This is a genomic window from Staphylococcus sp. 231237_7MaSpsaltlick (assembly GCF_043107035.1).
The window spans coordinates 187,789-204,338 of the sequence record NZ_JBICNX010000001.1 but is presented as its reverse complement, the minus strand read 5'-3'; the positions used below and the strand labels follow the sequence as shown (position 1 = coordinate 204,338).

Here is a 16,550-nt window from a genome sequence, read left to right as displayed (position 1 = left end):
TACTTTTAGATAAGTTATAGATTTATTAAGCTATTAAGCTATGAAGCGTTGTGCAGCTTAAATAATTTTGGTATTAATATTTAAAACAGATGTAAAAATTATAGCGTAGTATCTTATAAATGGATTTTTATAAGTTAACATGTAAAGCTCGTATGTTGAATTAAAGACAGAGAATAAAATTAGTAAGCGTTTCCACTATCTTTGGATATTAATTTATTTTACAATTACAAATAACAGAAGAATTAAATGGAGGTTACATATATGAGTGTTTTAGACAAATTTAAATTGGATGGCCAAGTCGCAATCGTGACAGGAGGTGCTTCAGGCTTAGGTAAAGCAATGGGAAAAGGTTTAGCTGAAGCAGGCGCCAACTTAGTTATTGCTGATATTAATTTAGATTTAGCAAAAGAAACAGCAAATGAATTCGAAACTGAAACAGGAAATCAAGCTTTGGCATGTAAAGTAGATGTGACAAACGTGTCAGATGTTGAACAAATGGTTTCAGATGTAATGGATAAGTTTGGACGTATAGACATCCTATTCAACAATGCTGGTATCAATGAACATGTTAAATTTGAAGATATGCCATATGATCGCTGGGTTAAAAATATGGACGTCAATATCAATAGCATGGTATTAGTTTCACAAGCTGTAGGTAAAGTGATGATTGAACAACAAAGGGGTTCTATTGTGAACACTTCTTCAATGTCAGGTATTATCGTAAACACACCACAACCTCAAGCAGCATATAATACTTCTAAAGGTGCAGTAATTATGTTTACTAAAAGTTTGGCTAATGAATGGGCAGAACATGGTATACGTGTAAATACGATTGCTCCAGGTTATATGGAAACGGAATTAACTAGAGATTACTTCGCCCAAGGTGGAGAAATGATTGACACATGGATGAATTTTACACCATTAGGTAGACCAGGCGTGCCTGAAGAATTACAAGGAGCAGCACTATATTTAGCTTCTGATGCTTCATCATTTGTTACAGGTAGCGTAGTCACAATTGATGGTGGATACACAGCATTATAAGTAGCTTGTTTTTAATTTCAAAATAGAGCGATAGTCATGAAATTGCAACGAAAATAGCTAATTATATTGCGTCGTCTTTTTATAGTAATAAACGATGAAATAAAACATTATATACAAAGAACGTCGATGTGTATAGACAATTCCTATAAATACCCGAAATAGAAGTTGGAGTTAAATAACGCCCAACTTCTATTTTTATGAATATTTTTAAATTTCACACGTTAAATAATTCTGTCTGTATCTAATCCTTATTAAAACGATAAGAATACTTGACAAAATTATGTAAGAAGCATAATATTACTAGTAATCTAATATTCAGAAAATTGATTTGGGGGGATTGTATATGACATCTATGAGTATTCTAGATCAAAGTCCAATTGATATTAATGAAACGGTAAATGAAGGTATACAGCGAACTGTTGAATTAGCACAACTAGCAGATAAATTAAAATATACAAGATATTTTGTTGCAGAGCATCATAATATTCCAGAAGTTGCGGGCACAAGCCCAGAAATATTAGTGACACATCTACTGAACAAGACTAACCAAATACGTGTAGGTTCAGGAGGAGTTATGTTACAGCACTATAGCCCTTTTAAAGTAATAGAACAATTCCATCTTATTAGTCACCTTGCACCAGGTAGAGTAGATTTAGGAATTGGTAAAGCGCCTGGTGGATTTCCATTAGCAACACAAGCTTTACAATCAGAATTCAAATCATCGAAAGTAACATTTAATGATAAATTCCAATTGTTAAACCGTTTCAATAAGCGCAGTTTTAAAGAAGACGAGCCATATAAGCAATTACAAACGTCTATACGAGATAATGAAATTCATACCCCTGAGCTCTTTTTATTAGGTGGTAGTGATAATTCGGCACAGTTTGCAGCGAATGAAAATGTCGGTTTTGTATATGCATTTTTTATAAATTCTAATGTTGATACGTTACGAAGCGCAGTGAAATCTTATAAACAACAATACCCAGAAGGACGGTTCATTGTTGCTATAGCAGCAGTAGTAACAGAAAACGAAAATGATAAAGCATTAGTTAAAGCTGGCCGTACAAACTACGCTTTGCATTTTAAGGATGGTAGGAAGATTACTGTAAATACTAAGGAGCAATTAGAAGATTTTATTAATCAGAGTACAGAACACTTTGAGGTTGAAGAAAAGCAAATAGAAGTTTTGGAAGGATCAGCTGCTGAAGTTAAACAACAACTAGTTCAGTTAAATAATGAAGGACTCATTGACGAGTTTATGTTGCATATGCCAGTACAAAATCACAAATTAAGATTAAAAACGGTTGAGCAACTTGCGCCATTATACACAATTGCGAATCAGAAAGAAGGGGTATTATGAGTCAGAAAAAAATAGATTTTGGGATTATGTTAAATGGTCCAGGTAGCCATATGCATGCTTGGAAGTCTAATGAGGTGCCAAGCGATGCAAGTACTAATTTTGATTATCAACTAGATATTGCTAAGAGAGCAGAGCAAGCGGGTTTTAGTTTTGTTTTTGTAGCTGATGGACTATATATTCATGAAAAATCTATCCCCCATTTCTTAGATAGGCATGAACCTTTAACACTGCTAGCTGCACTTGCACCTATTACTAAAAAAATTGGTTTAGTCGGTACAATTTCCACTTCATATAGTGAACCTTTTACTGTTGCTAGACAGTTAGCCACAATTGATAATATCAGCCACGGTCGCGCAGGGTGGAACGTAGTTACATCACCTCTTGAAGGTAGTGCGGATAATTATAGTAAAGGCGATCACCCAGAGCATGATACGAGATATGATATTGCTGAAGAACATATCCAGGTAGTGCAAGGATTATGGGATTCATATGAAGATGATGCTTTTAAATTTGATGCTGAAAAAGGCGAATATTTAGATAAAAATAAAATGCACACATTAAATTATAAAGGTCAATATTTCCAAGTTAAAGGACCTTTGAATGCAAGTCGTTCTGAGCAAGGTCAACCGGTTATTTTTCAAGCTGGTGCTTCAACTAAAGGACAAGATTATGCTGCTAAATATGCAGATGCTGTTTTCACATTAGGAGAATCAAAAGAAAGTGCACAACGTAATTATGAAAGCATTAAAGCGCAAGCCAAAGCTTATAATCGTAATCCAGATGAGGTAAGAGTTTATCCAATATTAGCGCCAGTCATAGCTAATACAAAAAATGAAGTAGAAGCGCGCTTTGAAAATATTAAAACTTTAGCAAATATTGATGAAGCGTTAGATTATTTAGGCCGTTATTATGATCACCATGATTTTAGCCAATATGACTTAGATGCACCTTTTCCAGATTTAGGAGAAATTGGACAAAATAGTTTTCGAGCTACAGCAGATGCAATCGCTATTCGTGCAAAAAGAAATCAATTAACGTTAAGAGAAGTTGCGCTTGAAGAAACAGTCAGACGCTCTCCGTTTATGGGAACATACGAAGAAGTAGCAGATTTGATTATTGAATGGGTAGAAGACGGCGCAGCAGATGGTTTTATTTTTGGTCCACATATATATGGTGCGGTTTATGATGAATTTTTAGAAAATGTATTACCTATTTTAGAAGAAAAAGGATATTATGATAAATCGTTTCATGGTGAAACGTTAAGAGATCATCTTGGCCTCCCTTTCAAAGAAAATAGATATACACAATCTCAAGTTACGAATTAAATTTTTACAAGCGTTGAAATTGATGGACACATCTGAATTATAAAAGTTGTGTCTATTTTTTATTAAAAGGAGTGAACGGTTATGTCAGAATATAATACAACATCTTATCAAAATACCATTAATCAAACAGCAAACCAAAATTCTGTAAAAACAAAAAGAAAATTAGAATTACCACATGTTTTATTAATGATGTTAATAATGATGATGTTTGCTTGCTTTTTGACATATGTTATTCCTGCCGGGGCATTTAATACAGCAAAAGATGGCTCAATGATACAAGGGACGTATCACGCAATCGAACAACATCCTGTGAATCCATTATATGCAATAACTTTGATTTTAAATGGTGGTATTCAGTCTGCCCAAACTGTTACCTTGCTATTGTTTATAGGAGGTTCAATGGGAGGCATTCTGCAGTTGAATTCAGTTACGAAAATGACCAATTTCATGATTTATCGATTTGAACATGCAGGTGCATTACCATTAATCATAGGTTTATTTTCGCTAATGGCTTTTATCGGTTTCTTTGTTGGCGGTGACCAAATGATTGTGTTTGTAACCCTAGGTGTTATTTTAGTAAAACGTTTAAAATTAGACCCTATTATGGCGTTAGCGATTACATTTTTACCTTTGTATATGGCATTTTCAGTTTCACCTTCAGGAATGGCTAAAATAGGACAAATTGTATATCCTGATGTCGCACTTTATTCAGGTTACGGTGGTAGAGCAATTATGTATGTTGTATTTTTAATTGTGACCTTATTATATGTAGTATGGTACGCGAGAAGAGTGATTAAAAGTCCGGACAATAGTATGATGACGACAAAATATTGGCAACAGCAAAGCAATCATTCATCAAATGAAGCAATGGAGGTGGAAGATAGAAAGATAAGTTGGAGAGATATTATTGTCGTTGGTTTAGTTGTTGTGACGCCAATCATTTTGGCGCTAGGAAACGGTTTGCTTAATTGGACTGAACGATATGGTAATGGTGTTTTTATTACAGTATTTGGTCTAAGCTTCGTGTTAGCCTATATTGTTAAAGAAAAACGGCCATCTGAAATGGTAGATGGATTTTTAGAAGGCGCGAAACCAATGCTTGTAGTTGCTTTTGCTATCATTATGGCAAATACCATTAGTGTGATATTAGAAAAAGGACAAATTTTAAGCACTATTGTGCATGGTCTGACGACGCAACTTGAGGGTGCTTCATCAGGCGTTGTTTCAGTATTAGTGTTTTTTGTAGCTACAATATTCAATTTCTTAGTGCCCTCTGGTTCTGGGTTGATGAGTGTGATGGTGCCTATATTACAACCTGTTACAACAGCATTAGGAGTTAATGATCAAATATTACTAACTTCACTTTCTTTTGGTGGTGGATTAGGTAACCTTATTACGCCAACTTTAGGTGCTACAATTGGTGCTATAGCCATCGCTAAAGCTAACTTTGGCTCATGGTTCAAATTTATGGCACCGTTATTTGTCATATGGATAATAGTTGCAGGCGCCTTACTTTATGTATATACAGCGATTGGCTGGAGTGGCGGCGTATAATAATACTCAAAATAAAAGGAACAATGATGTACTTTAACGATCTAAATGTAAATTACTTTTAGATAAAGTCATCATTGTTCCTTTTTGTGTTTCATTTTTTCATGGTGCAACTGTTAATGAAAATGGTACATCTTTTTTCCACTTATTTGATGGTGTTTCATCAGTTATGACTTCTGTAATATCACTGATTTTTGCAAAAGAAAGAGTCGAGGATATATCAAATTTACTTTTATCAATAAGCGCAATGACATTTTCACTTTCTTTTACCATTTGTTTTTTTAATTGAACTTCAGGTAAAGAGAAATCAGTTAACCCATTTTCAAGTGTAAAGCCATTCGCAGATAAAAAGAAATAATCTATGTGATACATTTCTAGTATTTGCGAGTCAATATTACCGGTGATTGCGTTTGAATCCTGTGAAACAAAACCTCCAACCACAAGCACAGTTAAATGTGGATTCTCTTTTAATAATACCGCGTTTTCTAAGCCATTTGTGATGATAGTTAGTTCCATTGTCGTTTCGGTTAATAGTTTAGCTAGTTCATAAGTTGTAGAACTTGCATCAATCATAATACATTGTTGTGGTTGTATTTTTTTTAAAGCATGCTTACTAATTTTATATTTTTCCGAATGTTTTTGAGATAAACGATAAGAAAAATTTAACTTAGACCCAAGATTATTGGTTATCTTTGCACCACCGTGTGTACGGATTAATTTGTTTTCACTTTCAAGGCGTCTTAAATCACTTCTTACAGTTGCTTCTGTAACACTTAAGTAATCAGAGAGCTGTTTTACCGTTGCGCGTTTATGAGATTTTATATAGGTATAAATATGTTCTCTACGCTCATCAGCATATATTTTCATATAAGTCACATCCTTCTTTATATCATAATACATTTTAACATAAATAGTGCACAAGAAAACTAAAACAAAGAAAAATGAAAATAAATGAAAGAATGTTTGAAAGAAACGAAAAAATATATTAGAATAATAATTGTTAATGAAAACGTTTTCTAAAAAGAAAAGGGGAGATTTTAATTATGACTAAGAAAAATTATCCAGAACAAATGAACGCTGTTGTAGCTTACGCACCTGGTGAATATAAATATGAAACAGTCGAAACTCCGAAAATAGAAAATTCAAAAGAAATAATCGTAAAAGTAGAAGCATGTGGCATATGTGCTGGTGATATTAAAGCTTATGATGGTGCGCCGAGCTTTTGGGGTGATGAAACGCAGCCACCATATATTAAAGCACCAATGATTCCGGGTCACGAATTTATAGCTCGTATCGTTGAAAAGGGCGAGGATGTTATAGATTTTGAAATTGGCGACCGTGTAATTTCCGAACAAATCGTACCTTGTTGGGATTGCAGATTCTGTAACCGTGGAGAATATTGGATGTGTGAAAAACATGACTTATATGGCTTCCAAAACAATGTAAATGGTGGTATGGCAGAGTATATGAAATTCACAAAAGAAGCAATCAATTATAAAGTGCCTGAGGATATGCCTATAGAAAAAGCAATTTTAATAGAACCTTACGCTTGTAGTTTGCATGCAGTACAGCGTGCCAATATCAAATTAGGAGATTTTGTTGTACTTTCTGGTGCTGGCACATTAGGTTTAGGTATGGTAGGCGCAGCTAAAAAAGCAGGAGCTGAGACATTAGTCGTTTTAGATATGAAAGATGAGCGTTTAGAACTAGCTAAGAAATTTGGTGCTGATATCGTAATGAATCCGGCTAAGGTTGATGTCGTTAAGGAAATCAAGGCGATGACTGAAGGGTATGGTTGTGATACTTATATTGAAGCTACGGGTCATCCTAAATCTGTTGAACAAGGTTTAAGTGCAATCAGAAAATTAGGTCGTTTTGTAGAATTCTCTGTATTTGCTGATCCTGTAACGGTAGATTGGAGCATCATTTCAGATCGTAAAGAATTAGATTTAATGGGTAGTCATTTAGGACCTTATTGCTATCCACTTGTTATTGATGGTATCCAAAAAGATGACTTTCCAACTGATGGCGTTGTCACACATCAATTGCCTTTAAAAGATTTTGAACAAGGATTTGATTTGATGAAAAAAGGAGACAAATCATTAAAAATTGTTCTTGTACCTTAAATTAAAGTCAATGACTACAGAATTTATTTAATAAAAGGAGCGCATTGAAATGAAAAAAATGGTTAATAATCCAGACCATGTTATTGATGAATTAATGACTGGTTATTTAGCTGCTTATCCTGAATATTTAAGACGTTCAGAACTTCATAAAAGGGCTTTAATAGGTAACAAAAGAAGTGAAAAACGTAAAGTAAGCGTATTGATTGGTGGAGGATCTGGTCATGAACCTGGATTTTTAGGTTATGTAGGGAAAGGTATGGCAGATGGTGTCGCGGTGGGTAATATATTTGCATCTCCTTCACCGATACCAATCCAAGCTGTGACGAAAGAAATCAATCAAGATTACGGTGTGTTATATATTTATGGTAATTACGCTGGTGACTTAATGAATTTTGAGATGGCTAGCGAAATGACAGAAATAGAAGATGATATCCAAACGGCGGCTGTTATCGGCAATGATGATGTTGCTTCATCTAAAGATATTGATGACCGTAGAGGAATCGCTGGCGAACTACTTGTGTATAAAGCAGCCGGTGCGGCGGCAGACTTTGGATATAACTTAGAAGAAGTAAGACGTATTGCGCAATTCGCAAATGATCAAACACGTTCTATGGGGATAGGTTTAAGTCCTTGTTATTTACCTCAAACAGGCAAACCAAGTTTTGATTTAGAAGATAACGAAATGGAAATTGGTTTAGGTCATCACGGTGAACCAGGTATAGAAAAAACAACAATTCGAACAGCTAAAGAAACAGTAAATGTGATTATGCAAAACATTTTAAAAGAAGCGATATATCATGAAGGTGATGAAGTGGTTGTCTTAGTTAATGGTCTGGGTGCTACATCTCAAATGGAACTTTATATAATTAATAAAGAAGTAAGTGAAATTTTAGAAGATAAAAACATTAGCATTTATAAAACATTTGTAGGCAACTTTATTACTTCTATGGAGATGGGCGGTTTCTCAGTGACGCTAATGAAAGTGGATGAGACGCTGAAGGCATGCGTGGATCATCCAGTAGATTGTCCGAACTTCAAGGTAGTTTAGGGAGGCGTAAATATGATATTAACAAATCAAGCATTTAAAGATTATATATTAGCGTTAACAACACTGTTTGAACAGAAAAAAGACGAACTTTGTGAGTTAGACCGAAAAATTGGTGATGGTGATCACGGTGTCACAATGGACATTGGTTATCAAGCAGTAAAGGAAACGATTCAGAATGAGCTAGTATCACAAAATGATATTGCGAAAATTAGTGTGGCTGTAGGCAAAAGTTTTTTAGATGCTGTAGGTTCATCTGTCGGTCCTTTATACGCGTCTGGTTATTTAAAAGGTGCGGTTGCGATTAAAAACCAAACAGAGTTGAATGATAATGGATTATATCAATTTTGGATTGCTTTTAGTAAAGGTATTAAAGATAGAGGTAAAGCCGAAATTGGTGATAAAACAATGATAGATACATTAGAACCATTTTATAAATCATTAGCACAATCAATGGAACAAGAGATGCCATTTACAGATGGATACAATAAAGCTTTAAAAGAAGCTCATATAGGTATGGAAAGTACAAAAGATATTATTTCTAATAAAGGACGTTCTAAGAGGTTAGGTTATAGATCTCAAGGACACGTGGACCCAGGCGCGATGTCTGCCTATTTAATGTTAGAAACATTTGACAGTTTTATTGAAAATTAAAGGAAAAATATTAAGGAGGAAATTACATGAAAATAGCAATTGGTGCAGACCATAATGGATACGATTTAAAAGAAGCGGTCAAAGAACATGTTGAAGCGTTAGGGCATGAAGTTGAAGATTTTGGTTGTCATCAATGTGCAGAAACAGACTACCCAGATGTGGCAGCTGAAGTTGGTAAAAGTATACAACAAGGCCAAAATGCTCGCGGTATTTTAATATGTGGCACAGGTATTGGTGTAGCTATAACAGCTAATAAATTAACGGGGATACGCGCTGCATTAGCACATGATTTTTATTCTGCAGAACGTGCGCAATTAAGTAATAATGCACAGATTTTAACAATGGGTGCTCAAATTATTGGTATAGAAGTCGCTAAGAAAAATGTGGAAGCATATCTTAATGTAAGTTGGGAAGGCGGTTCTCAGCGTAAAGTTGATAAAATTGACGAAGTTGAGAGAAATGAACAGAACTAAATGGTAAAGAAATAGTAGTTATTAAAAGAAATATAATAAGATTAGCTCTAAAGAAATTTATCGTTGTAAATTTCTTTAGAGCTATTTTTTATTGTTATGGTAGCTATTTCTAAATCTAAATAATCCTAATCCTTTTTGATAAGTTTGTAGAATTGTCACTGTAATTTTTAATATATTATCCTATAATATGCTTAAGGAGGATTATCTATGCGTAGAGTACTGTATGCTTTTTTAGTTTATACTATATTAGGTTTATTAAGTGGGTTCTATTATCGTGAATTGACACTTGCTCATAACTTTACTGGAGATACACAACTCGTGGTTGTACATACACACACGTTAATCTTAGGTATGTTTATGCACCTTATTTTATTGCCAGTTGTGAAAATATTTAAATTAGATAGTTATTATTTATTTAACTGGTTTTTCATTATTTATAACATTGGTGTGTTAACTACAATAGGTATGATGTTTACGAAGGGAACATATCAAGTTGTTGGGCTTACGGTGCCAGATTCGTTTGCTGGATTTGCAGGCATGGGTCATACAATTTTAACTGCAGGCTTTATACTGTTGTTTTTCGTATTAAGAAATGCAATTATTAAAGATCCTAGGGATTAGTGAAAAGGGTATTAAATCTAAACTCATTAAAGTGAGTTTAAAACAGGACTATCATTCAAATTTAAATGCATTTTTTTCAACTTAATGAATTATGTGATAAGAGGGGATGAAACCAACAGTCGGATTTCGCCCCTCATTTTTTTGTGAAAAAGTTATTTTATATTCATTAATGCTTTATAGAAAATGTCACGTTGTTTTTCTAATGAAATAGGATCATTATACTGTGTAATAGTAACGTCGAACTTAATTATGTTTTTATTTTTTACTGCGGATAAATTACGCCAGTAATTAGTATTCTCAAATGGTACATTTTGTTTGCCGTTTGTAGCAATAACTGCGAAATCACCTATATAGTCTGCAAAGTTTTCTGGGTTGATTGGTGTAGCGAATTTATTTTTTGTGGCTTGTGCGAGTGCTTTAGGCTGCTTCATTCTATAACCATCATATAGAATTTCTGTACCTCTACCCAGATGATCGCTAAAGGCCATTGTTCCTTTTGGTGTTTGCTGTAAGACAGAAATAGATTTTTCTTTAATTACTGGTTCTAGTTCTTTTCTATCTTTTGCCATTTGAGTATCCCATTCTTTAATCCATTGTTTAGCTTTCGATTCTTCATTAACTAAAGTAGCAAGCTTTTGAGTATTATCTTTATAATTAGATTTTTCTGCATCAAAAGCGACTGTAGGTGCGATTTTTTGTAATTTTTTAATATTTTTATCTTGGATTGTAGTAATGATTAAATCAGGTTTTTGATGTGTAACTTGTTCAATACTAGTATTATCAATACGTTTAATTCCTTGTGTAGAGTCATTTAATACTTTGTTTTTATTTACAAATTCTGGTACTGCGATTGGCTTATGACCAAATTTTACTAGAGCACCTACATAGGTAGGGTGTAAAACTGCTATATTTTTAGGGTTTTTAGGAATTTTGATTTCATTTCCGGTATCATCTTTAAATATTTTCTCAGTGGACTCAAGCTTTGAATCTTCTTTATGGTTTGAATTATTTGTACCACAAGCAGCAGTAAATAAAATTAAATAAATAAGGAGTAAAGCTATTTTTTTCATTGGTGAACATCTCCTAAATATAAAAGTTGATTAATAAAATATTTTAGTTGATAATGATTATCAATTATAGCATAATGTATGTAAGATACAAGTTAAATTTGGGAGGATACTTTATGGATGACGTAATTATAATTGGTGGTGGCCCAGCAGGGCTATTTGCTAGTTTTTATTCAGGATTAAGAGGGATGAACGTCCGTATCATAGATATTCAAGACAAACTTGGGGGGAAGATGCATGTCTATCCAGAAAAAATTATATGGGATATTGGCGGATTAGCACCGAAACCGTGTTTTGAAGTTATTCAAGACACAGTTAGACAAGGTCTACATTTTAATCCTGAAGTGAATTTAGAAGAACGTGTAATTGATATAAGAAAAATTGCCGAACAACATTTTGAGATTGAAACGGATAAAGGAAATGTATTTGAAGGAAAATCAGTGATTATAGCAATTGGCGGAGGTATCATTAATCCAAAGCAACTAGATATCAAAGATGCAGAAAGATACAAATTGACTAATTTACATTATGTCGTACAGTCTTTAAAAAAATTTAAAGATAAAAATGTATTGATTTCTGGCGCTGGTAATTCAGCTTTAGATTGGGCTAACGATTTAAGTGGTTATGCTAAAAGTGTTACGCTTATTTATAGAAAAGCTGATATTAAAGGTTATGAAGCAATGAGAGATAAAATGGAGCAATTGAATGTTGAAAAATTACCGAATACACATATATATCAACTTATAGGCAATCAAGGACAAACACAAATTGAAAAAGTGATATTAGAGAATATTGAAACAGGTGAACAAACGGTTAAAGCATTTGATGATGTGATTATCAGTCATGGTTTTGATAGAGAAAATACATTGTTAGAGGCTTCTTCAACACAAGTAGATATGTTTAACGAGTATAGCATTAAAGGCTTCGGCAATACTTCTACGAGTATTGATGGACTGTATGCATGTGGTGATATTATATATCATGAAGCTAAAGCTCATCTTATCGCTAGTGCTTTTAGTGACGCAGCTAATGCCGCAAATTTGGCTAAGCTTTATATTGAACCCAAAGCAGCTGCAGAAGGCTACGTTTCAAGCCACAATGATGTCTTTAAGGAATCAAACAAAGTAGTTATGAAGAAATATTTATAATATAATTTTTAGGAGAAAGCAATAAATGGTTGAGATAAAGCATGAACCACCGATTGTTGAAGACTATAGAAATTTACGTAAAATAGCTGGACTAAGTGAAAAGTCTCGAGAAGCTGCTGAAAAAGGTATACCTAATGCATGTTTTAATGTCACAATCTATGATCAACAGACGTTAATAGGTATGGGAAGAGTGATTGGTGATGGTGGAACGGCATTTCAAATCATTGATATAGCAGTTCATCCAGCATACCAAGGTTATGGTTATGGAAAGGAAATAATGACTCATATTATGGATTATATTAACACTGAGGCTGAATCAGGAACCTACGTCAGTTTGATAGCTGATTATCCTGCAGATCAGTTGTATGCACAATTTGGTTTTATTACTACAGAACCCAACTCTTGTGGTATGTATTTCAAATATTGATAAGTAAGCATAAATTTATAGTTTTTGATTTGAATATAATAATGAGGAGGCTGAAACAAATTAATTGTTTCAGCCTCCTCAACTGTTATATTGTCAATAACTTAAGTTATTAGTTCTTTATTATGGATGAGCTTGAGTAAGAACTCAGCTCATCCATTGCTAATTGCTATTTTGTTTCTTCTATATTTGCATTTGCAGCATTTGTTCTAGAACGTAAGTCTGCTTCAATTTCTTCTAAACTACGACCACGTGTTTCTGGTAAGTATTTAATTACAAAGATTAAAGCACAAACACCAATCGCAGCAAAGATTAAGAATACTTGTTCAACTGATAATACTTCCGTCAAAATTGGGAAGAATTGCGCAACTAATAAACTACCAATTGATAATACAAGCGCTGCGACACCGGTTGCGGCACCACGTGCACGCATTGGGAATAATTCTGGTAACATAACCCAAAGTACTGGTCCCCAAGTAAAACCAAAGAATATAATGAATAAAGTTAAACAAGCTACGATAATCCATGCGGACGATTGAATACCGATTGTCCAAATTAAGATAGCCATTATCAGTAACGAAGCAACCATACCAATGTTACCAATGACTAATAGACGCTTACGATCAATTTTATCAATAATCATAATTGCGACAATAGTAATTAGGACGTTTACGGTACCAATTCCTACTGTTCCTAAAATAGAAGTAGCATTACCTAAACCAGCTTTATTGAAAATAGTAGGTGCGTAATAAATAATTGCGTTAATTCCTATTATTTGTTGAAGTAATGCAAAGATACTTCCGATAATCAGAGTAGGTCGCAACCATGGTGATTTTAACACATTCCAAGTGCTTTCAGAAATACTGTTAATTTCTTTCATATCAGCAATTTCTTTGTCGATTTCACTATCTTTAAATGTTAATTTCATAACATCACGTGCTGCTTTTTCACTTCTGTGCTCAAGTAACCATCTAGGACTTTCAGGCATAAATGCGACACCAACTAATAAAATAACTGAAGGTACGATTGCAAGTCCTAGCATCCATCTCCAACCTTCGATTGGTGTGAAAGCGTAATTGATTAAGTATGAAGATAGAATACCAATTGTAATCATTAATTGATTTAAAGAGCTTAATGAACCACGTTGCTCGGTAGGCGCCATTTCTGATAAATAAACTGGTACGATAGCAGTAGAACCACCTACAGCTAAACCAATGATTAGACGACCGAGAACTAGTATAGGCATGGAAGGCGCTAAGGCTAATATTAAAGCACCGACTATGTATATAATTGCTATAATAAATACAACACGTCTACGGCCTAATCTATCAGACATCGGTCCACTAGCACCTGAACCAAATATTGCCCCAACTAACATAGACGAAACTACAAGACCTTCAGTAAAACTATTTAAAGGTATATCATCTCTTATAAATAATAAGGCACCAGATATTACTCCCATGTCATAACCATAGAGTAAACCTCCCAACGCACCAAGGAAAAAGATGAGTTTTTTATTTACTTTTATTCCCATAAAAACCCTCCTGAATGTTTTCGATAAAGATAAGTATACGCTTTCATATTTTACTTGTAAATATTAAAGTATAAGATTTTTATTTATTTACATCTATTTATATGAGATGTAATTTTTATTTATATGCATAAAAATGCGAGGTTATATTAATTGTAATATAACGAAAAAGAGCGTGAATATGAAAACAAATTTTAAAGTTTGCTTTCATATTCACGCTCTATTCAAGAGTGACAATTTATGAATTGTTAATAATTTGAAACATTTCTATAGTTTGATTAAGTTTATGCTTCAAAGTCGATGACTATACGGCCAGAATTTTCATGTTCAAGTACTTGTTTAATACTTGACTCAATATCATTGAACTTAATCACTTGTTTGATGTCGTGTAATTGATCTGGTTTTAAGTCTTTTGCTAAACGACGCCAAATATGTTTGCGTTGTCTCATTTCAGTATAAACTGAATCAATACCTATTATGCTAGTACCTCTTAATATAAATGGAAATACAGAACTATCAAAGTTAGTTCCACCAGTCATGCCTATTAAAGCAATGCTGCCATCATAATCTAATTGCTTAATAATTTGCGATAAACTTTCTCCACCTACTGGATCTATAGCGCCTTGCCAAGTACGTTTACCAAGTGGTTTATTATCACTTTCAGAAATACGAGGTATTACTTCTTTTGCTCCTAAAGATTTAAGCTGAGCTTCAGCATTTTGCTTGCCAGTACTTGCAACAACATCAAAGCCGATTGAGTCCAACATCATTACTGCAAGTGTTCCTACACCGCCCGTGGCACCACGTACTAGCACATCTTCTTTTTCTACAGATAACCCATTATGTTCTAACTTTTCGATAGCTAAGCCTGCTGTATAGCCAGCTGTCCCATAAATCATAGCTTCTTCAAGTGTTAAATCTTTTGGTAAAGGTACAATCCATTCTTCTTTTACACGAGCGTATTCACTAAAACCACCAAAGTGGCTAATGCCTAAGTCATACCCAGTGACAATAACTTTGTCACCAGCTTCAAAAGCGTGTGTATCGGAATGTTCTACTACGCCAGCTAAATCAATACCTGGAACCATTGGGTACGATTTTACGATTTTTGAATTTTCCACAGTTGCAAGCGCGTCTTTATAATTAATACCAGAGTACTTAACTTTTATAAGTACCTCACCCTCTGGTAAATCATTTATTGATAAATCTTTATATTGGTTAGTTACTTTGCCGTCTTGTTCATCGACTACAAAAGCTTTAAATGTTTCAGTCATTGCCAAATGGCACTCCCTTATGTATATATTTACGAACAATTAAAAAACTAGAACTACTTTATCATGTAATTGAATATTACACAATAAGGCTAAACCATACGTTTTTTAGGTAAGCGCTTTAAATTAATAGCAATTTAATTTTTGTAGAGGAAAGTAAATAATTATAAAAGTATTAATATTCAATAGTAAGACAAGAAGCATTTTAGTATAATTATTTTTAAAGAGAAAGCAAAGTGGGGGAAGTAATATGTCGACTCAAATTGAATTTGTAAAATCTAACGAACTAGAGCAATTGCGTCAACTTAGTATCACTACATTTAAAGCGACATTTGAAGACGGTGGTTACACAGATGAAGATTTCGAACAGTATTTTAAAACGGCTTATAATATAAAACAACTAAAAAAAGAATTAGATAACAAAGCATCATTCACTTATTTTTACAAAGAAAATGAAGAGATAGTAGGTTATTTTAAATTAAATATTAATGAAGCTCAAACAGAACAAAAGGGAAATGAATATCTTGAAATTCAACGCATTTATTTTTTATCAAGAGCTCAAGGTGGCGGAAGAGGAAAACATGTCTTTGAATTCGCAATCGAAAAAGCGCGAGAATTAAAGAAAAATAAAATTTGGTTAGGTGTATGGGAACACAATAAACAAGCACTTAATTTCTACGAAAAGCAAGGACTGCGTGTTACAGGAGAACATCATTTTTATACTGGTAATGTAGTAGATATAGATTTAATTATGGAAAAAGATATTTAGAAATAAGGATTTGTTAACCGTTTTATGGCATAATTTAAATAGGCGTTAAGACGATATAAAGTTTAAAAATATTTTGAGTTTGTTAAATTTTTATATGTTTTTTAAGGAATTTTCATTAAAGATGTTTATTGTTAAATTTATAGT

Annotated in this window: 16 protein-coding genes; 12 read left to right on the top strand and 4 right to left on the bottom strand. The window is 33.5% G+C overall.

All coding sequences use genetic code 11. The annotated features are described in order from the left end of the window. Positions 1-261: 261 nt before the first annotated feature. From ACF91D_RS01040 to ACF91D_RS01025, 4 genes are all read left to right on the top strand, one after another. Positions 262-1,041, top strand: coding sequence for a glucose 1-dehydrogenase (locus ACF91D_RS01040; RefSeq protein ID WP_039067269.1), 780 nt, complete (start codon positions 262-264; stop codon positions 1,039-1,041). 343 nt (positions 1,042-1,384) lie between these two features. After that, positions 1,385-2,401 (top strand): MsnO8 family LLM class oxidoreductase, encoded by a 1,017-nt coding sequence (locus ACF91D_RS01035; protein ID WP_069792346.1) that lies wholly within the window; start codon positions 1,385-1,387, stop codon positions 2,399-2,401. After that, on the top strand, positions 2,398-3,726 hold the full coding sequence (locus tag ACF91D_RS01030) for an LLM class flavin-dependent oxidoreductase (protein ID WP_208182032.1): 1,329 nt from the start codon (positions 2,398-2,400) through the stop codon (positions 3,724-3,726). The genes ACF91D_RS01035 and ACF91D_RS01030 overlap by 4 nt, the downstream gene beginning before the upstream one ends. A gap of 81 nt (positions 3,727-3,807) precedes the next feature. Next, a complete protein-coding gene (locus ACF91D_RS01025) occupies positions 3,808-5,280 on the top strand; it encodes a Na+/H+ antiporter NhaC family protein (protein WP_327620735.1) in 1,473 nt (490 codons plus the stop codon). A 99-nt stretch (positions 5,281-5,379) separates the two neighbouring features. Here ACF91D_RS01025 and ACF91D_RS01020 read toward each other — a convergent pair whose 3' ends face one another. Then, positions 5,380-6,144 carry a DeoR/GlpR family DNA-binding transcription regulator gene (locus ACF91D_RS01020; RefSeq protein ID WP_039069636.1) on the bottom strand — a complete coding sequence of 255 codons (765 nt, stop codon included), beginning with the start codon at positions 6,142-6,144 and terminating at the stop codon, positions 5,380-5,382. A gap of 176 nt (positions 6,145-6,320) precedes the next feature. Here ACF91D_RS01020 and ACF91D_RS01015 point away from each other — a divergent pair, with 176 nt between their 5' ends. The 5 genes from ACF91D_RS01015 (at position 6,321) to ACF91D_RS00995 (ending at position 10,196) form a co-directional block, all read left to right on the top strand. After that, positions 6,321-7,403 carry an MDR/zinc-dependent alcohol dehydrogenase-like family protein gene (locus tag ACF91D_RS01015; RefSeq protein WP_069792349.1) on the top strand — a complete coding sequence of 361 codons (1,083 nt, stop codon included), beginning with the start codon at positions 6,321-6,323 and terminating at the stop codon, positions 7,401-7,403. Positions 7,404-7,452: 49 nt separating this feature from the next. Next, on the top strand, positions 7,453-8,451 hold the full coding sequence (locus ACF91D_RS01010) for a dihydroxyacetone kinase subunit DhaK (protein ID WP_039069634.1): 999 nt from the start codon (positions 7,453-7,455) through the stop codon (positions 8,449-8,451). Positions 8,452-8,463: 12 nt separating this feature from the next. After that, positions 8,464-9,102 carry a dihydroxyacetone kinase subunit DhaL gene (gene dhaL, locus ACF91D_RS01005; protein ID WP_107548735.1) on the top strand — a complete coding sequence of 213 codons (639 nt, stop codon included), beginning with the start codon at positions 8,464-8,466 and terminating at the stop codon, positions 9,100-9,102. 26 nt (positions 9,103-9,128) lie between these two features. After that, entirely contained in the window at positions 9,129-9,575 is a 447-nt protein-coding gene (gene rpiB, locus ACF91D_RS01000; RefSeq protein ID WP_069792350.1) for a ribose 5-phosphate isomerase B, read from the top strand. A 207-nt stretch (positions 9,576-9,782) separates the two neighbouring features. Then, positions 9,783-10,196, top strand: a complete 414-nt coding sequence (locus ACF91D_RS00995) for a DUF2871 domain-containing protein (RefSeq protein WP_039069631.1) — start codon at positions 9,783-9,785, stop codon at positions 10,194-10,196. A gap of 152 nt (positions 10,197-10,348) precedes the next feature. Here ACF91D_RS00995 and ACF91D_RS00990 read toward each other — a convergent pair whose 3' ends face one another. Continuing rightward, positions 10,349-11,266, bottom strand: coding sequence for an ABC transporter substrate-binding protein (locus tag ACF91D_RS00990; protein WP_107548736.1), 918 nt, complete (start codon positions 11,264-11,266; stop codon positions 10,349-10,351). Between the two features lie 113 nt (positions 11,267-11,379). Here ACF91D_RS00990 and ACF91D_RS00985 point away from each other — a divergent pair, with 113 nt between their 5' ends. Both ACF91D_RS00985 and ACF91D_RS00980 read left to right on the top strand, forming a co-directional pair. Next, positions 11,380-12,411 carry an NAD(P)/FAD-dependent oxidoreductase gene (locus ACF91D_RS00985; protein ID WP_039069629.1) on the top strand — a complete coding sequence of 344 codons (1,032 nt, stop codon included), beginning with the start codon at positions 11,380-11,382 and terminating at the stop codon, positions 12,409-12,411. A 25-nt stretch (positions 12,412-12,436) separates the two neighbouring features. After that, positions 12,437-12,838, top strand: coding sequence for a GNAT family N-acetyltransferase (locus ACF91D_RS00980; RefSeq protein ID WP_069792352.1), 402 nt, complete (start codon positions 12,437-12,439; stop codon positions 12,836-12,838). Positions 12,839-13,004: 166 nt separating this feature from the next. On the opposite strand, the gene glcP is transcribed toward ACF91D_RS00980, so the two are convergent. Next, entirely contained in the window at positions 13,005-14,369 is a 1,365-nt protein-coding gene (glcP, locus tag ACF91D_RS00975) for a glucose transporter GlcP (RefSeq protein WP_052253475.1), read from the bottom strand. A gap of 281 nt (positions 14,370-14,650) precedes the next feature. Then, positions 14,651-15,640: an acrylyl-CoA reductase family protein gene (locus tag ACF91D_RS00970; protein ID WP_039069627.1), complete on the bottom strand. Its 990-nt coding sequence runs from the start codon at positions 15,638-15,640 to the stop codon at positions 14,651-14,653. 247 nt (positions 15,641-15,887) lie between these two features. Here ACF91D_RS00970 and ACF91D_RS00965 point away from each other — a divergent pair, with 247 nt between their 5' ends. Continuing rightward, positions 15,888-16,406, top strand: a complete 519-nt coding sequence (locus tag ACF91D_RS00965) for a GNAT family N-acetyltransferase (protein WP_039069626.1) — start codon at positions 15,888-15,890, stop codon at positions 16,404-16,406. The last annotated feature ends 144 nt before the right edge of the window (positions 16,407-16,550 follow it).

Coding starts and splice junctions, on each gene's coding strand:
- ACF91D_RS01040 (WP_039067269.1), top strand. CDS start 262: ATGAGTGTTTTAGACAAATTTAAATTGGATGGCCAAGTCGCAATCGTG.
- ACF91D_RS01035 (WP_069792346.1), top strand. CDS start 1,385: ATGACATCTATGAGTATTCTAGATCAAAGTCCAATTGATATTAATGAA.
- ACF91D_RS01030 (WP_208182032.1), top strand. CDS start 2,398: ATGAGTCAGAAAAAAATAGATTTTGGGATTATGTTAAATGGTCCAGGT.
- ACF91D_RS01025 (WP_327620735.1), top strand. CDS start 3,808: ATGTCAGAATATAATACAACATCTTATCAAAATACCATTAATCAAACA.
- ACF91D_RS01020 (WP_039069636.1), bottom strand. CDS start 6,144: ATGAAAATATATGCTGATGAGCGTAGAGAACATATTTATACCTATATA.
- ACF91D_RS01015 (WP_069792349.1), top strand. CDS start 6,321: ATGACTAAGAAAAATTATCCAGAACAAATGAACGCTGTTGTAGCTTAC.
- ACF91D_RS01010 (WP_039069634.1), top strand. CDS start 7,453: ATGAAAAAAATGGTTAATAATCCAGACCATGTTATTGATGAATTAATG.
- dhaL (WP_107548735.1), top strand. CDS start 8,464: ATGATATTAACAAATCAAGCATTTAAAGATTATATATTAGCGTTAACA.
- rpiB (WP_069792350.1), top strand. CDS start 9,129: ATGAAAATAGCAATTGGTGCAGACCATAATGGATACGATTTAAAAGAA.
- ACF91D_RS00995 (WP_039069631.1), top strand. CDS start 9,783: ATGCGTAGAGTACTGTATGCTTTTTTAGTTTATACTATATTAGGTTTA.
- ACF91D_RS00990 (WP_107548736.1), bottom strand. CDS start 11,266: ATGAAAAAAATAGCTTTACTCCTTATTTATTTAATTTTATTTACTGCT.
- ACF91D_RS00985 (WP_039069629.1), top strand. CDS start 11,380: ATGGATGACGTAATTATAATTGGTGGTGGCCCAGCAGGGCTATTTGCT.
- ACF91D_RS00980 (WP_069792352.1), top strand. CDS start 12,437: ATGGTTGAGATAAAGCATGAACCACCGATTGTTGAAGACTATAGAAAT.
- glcP (WP_052253475.1), bottom strand. CDS start 14,369: ATGGGAATAAAAGTAAATAAAAAACTCATCTTTTTCCTTGGTGCGTTG.
- ACF91D_RS00970 (WP_039069627.1), bottom strand. CDS start 15,640: ATGACTGAAACATTTAAAGCTTTTGTAGTCGATGAACAAGACGGCAAA.
- ACF91D_RS00965 (WP_039069626.1), top strand. CDS start 15,888: ATGTCGACTCAAATTGAATTTGTAAAATCTAACGAACTAGAGCAATTG.